The organism is Bacillus haynesii, from assembly GCF_001969855.1.
Taxonomy (GTDB): domain Bacteria; phylum Bacillota; class Bacilli; order Bacillales; family Bacillaceae; genus Bacillus; species Bacillus haynesii.
The window spans coordinates 1-2531 of sequence record NZ_MRBL01000015.1; the positions used below are offsets into that span (position 1 = coordinate 1).

Below are 2531 nucleotides of genomic sequence, written 5' to 3' on the forward strand. Positions count from 1 at the left end.
AAATCCCAAGCTCCTTCGCGCGCGCTTTTTCTTTAATCAATGCCGAAGCGGCCGACGATAACTTCTTTCTTCTCTGCCGTCAAAGATTTCGATGTATTTTTTAGTTTTAAAGGATCGCTTATTATACTTCCCTTTCTTTACAGGAGCCTAAAATTTGATTTATCCTCAGCAGTCCAGTATTATACACATAGGGGTATATGTATTGAGGTGGTGACATTCCATTAGGATAAAGCTTGTCTGGACAAAAAGTCATCACTGGTTAGATCATTAACGAATGTGACTGAAATGTACAATTCATATCTGCATAGTAACGGTTTTGCGATGGATATATTATCATCATAAGAAAGTGGGAGGTTATCTGATGGAATACGATGATCAATTAAAAAATAGGATCAAGCGAGTTGAGGGTCAAGTTCGAGGGATATTAAAAATGATGGATGAAGGAAAAGAGTGTAAAGAACTCGTAAGCCAAATGTCAGCGGTTCGTTCCGCGTTAGATCGCGCCATTGGTGTTGTTGTCAGCAGCAACTTGGAGAAATGCGTTCGCCTTCAAATTGACAGAGGAGAAGATACCGAAGACCTCATTCAAGAAGCCGTTAATTTATTGGTTAAAAGCAGATAATGTTTAGATGGCTGTTGATAATACAGCCTCTGTACACCCCCTGGTTAAAAAAATCCCTTAAGGGTATAAAGAGCTGAAGCTTATATTTTTTTATTTTTTACATACCCATACGGGTATGAGTATATAAAAACAGGAGAGTTGATCTATGTCAGACCAAAAAGAAAAAACGACCATTGTTTTATTTAGCGGTGACTTAGATAAGGCGATTGCCGCTTTTATTATTGCAAATGGCGCCGCTGCTTATGATCATGAGGTAACAATTTTTCATACATTTTGGGGGCTTAACGCTTTAAGAAAAGATGAACCGGTGCCAGTCAAGAAAGGACCGCTTGAAAAAGCATTCGGCTTTATGATGCCCCGTGGTTCAAAGAAGTTTGGCTTATCTAAAATGAATTTTGCCGGTATCGGGCCTAAAATGATCAAACATGTCATGAAAAAGCACGGCGTGCTGTCTCTGCCTCAACTGATTGAAATGGCGCAAGAACAAGGAGTTAAGCTTGTTGCCTGTACAATGACAATGGACTTGTTAGGCTTGCAAAAAGAAGAACTCATCGACGGCCTTGATTATGCAGGAGTTGCCGCTTATCTAGGGGACGCCAACGAAGCAAAAGTGAATTTATTTATATAACGGTCTCCAAATTGAACGGTTGCTTCTTAGGGGTCTGCATAACAAGAATCCTGAAGCAGACCAATGGAACAGTGATATAAAACAGAAAATGAATATGGAGGGATAATTAATGAACATCAAAACTGATCGCGTATTAGATGCAAAAGGGCTTGCTTGTCCAATGCCCGTTGTAAAAACGAAAAAGGCCATGAATGAGTTAGAACCGGGGCAGGTAATTGAAGTGCATGCTACTGATAAAGGGTCTCTTGCTGATATACAGGCATGGGCAAAGGGAAGCGGCCACCAGTATCTCGGGACGACAGAAGACGGAGATATATTAAAGCATTTTCTTCGTAAAGCAGGTCACTCGGAAATAAAGAAAGAAAAAACGTTTCCTTATACGATCCAAAATGAAGAGCTTCAAAAAAAGGTAGAGGCGGGAGAACGGCTAACAGTAGTTGATGTTCGGGAACCTGCAGAGTATCGTTTCGGCCATATTCCCGGAGCGATTTCAATCCCATTAGGTGAACTTGAAAAAAGAGCACACGAACTGAATAGAGACGGGAAAATTTATGTTGTTTGCCGTACAGGTAGTAGAAGCGATCTGGCAGCTAAACAGCTTGCAGCTAACGGCTTTAAAGACGTTGAAAATGTGGTACGGGGAATGGAGGAGTGGTCAGGGCCTATTGAAAAAGGATCAATAAATTGAACGGCTGCAAAAGTTGCGACCATTGCAACATGATGCCAATGAGATGCTAACATTCTAAGGAGGTTTAGAAGTGGACTTTACAATCATTTCACCAAAAGAAGTAACCGAAAAGGTATTAAGAAAAGAATCGTTTTTTATTTTAGACGTACGAAATAAAGATGCCTTTAGTGATTGGAAAATCGAGGGCAGCCGGGTTGAACATTTAAATGTTCCGTATTTTGATTTAATTGATGGTGTAGATAAAATTGCAGGCCAAGTTCCTAAAGATCAAGATGTTCTAGTCGTTTGCGCCAAACAAGGATCTTCAGAAATGGTTGCACAGCATTTAGTGGATGCCGGTTATGAAAGAGTTTTTGCACTTGAAGGCGGCATGAAGGCGTGGAGCGAATTTTTACATCCAGTCAAAATCGGAGACTTGAAAGAAGGAGGCTCGATCTATCAATTCGTAAGAATGGGGAAAGGCTGTTTATCCTATTTTATCGAGACTGACGGAGAAGCAATTGTAGTTGACCCTGCTCGCACTGTTGATGCATATATAGATTTTGCAAAAGAGAGAAACGTTACAATTAAACATGTGGTCGATACACATTTAC

The 2531-nt window shown here is 40.4% G+C and carries 4 protein-coding genes; all 4 read left to right on the forward strand.

Annotated elements, in window-relative coordinates; translation table 11 throughout:
* The first annotated feature begins 361 nt into the window (after positions 1-361).
* Positions 362-622: a metal-sensitive transcriptional regulator gene (locus tag BTA31_RS12830; protein WP_076792167.1), complete on the forward strand. Its 261-nt coding sequence runs from the start codon at positions 362-364 to the stop codon at positions 620-622.
* A 145-nt stretch (positions 623-767) separates the two neighbouring features.
* Complete coding sequence (locus tag BTA31_RS12835) at positions 768-1250, forward strand: DsrE/DsrF/DrsH-like family protein (RefSeq protein WP_076792170.1); 483 nt, start codon at positions 768-770, stop codon at positions 1248-1250.
* A 109-nt stretch (positions 1251-1359) separates the two neighbouring features.
* Positions 1360-1938: a sulfurtransferase TusA family protein gene (locus BTA31_RS12840; RefSeq protein WP_076792173.1), complete on the forward strand. Its 579-nt coding sequence runs from the start codon at positions 1360-1362 to the stop codon at positions 1936-1938.
* Between the two features lie 70 nt (positions 1939-2008).
* Positions 2009-2531 (forward strand): rhodanese-like domain-containing protein (locus tag BTA31_RS23340; protein WP_422109656.1); only part of this gene is annotated, 523 nt, incomplete at its 3' end.

Coding starts and splice junctions, on each gene's coding strand:
- BTA31_RS12835 (WP_076792170.1), top strand. CDS start 768: ATGTCAGACCAAAAAGAAAAAACGACCATTGTTTTATTTAGCGGTGAC.
- BTA31_RS12840 (WP_076792173.1), top strand. CDS start 1,360: ATGAACATCAAAACTGATCGCGTATTAGATGCAAAAGGGCTTGCTTGT.
- BTA31_RS12830 (WP_076792167.1), top strand. CDS start 362: ATGGAATACGATGATCAATTAAAAAATAGGATCAAGCGAGTTGAGGGT.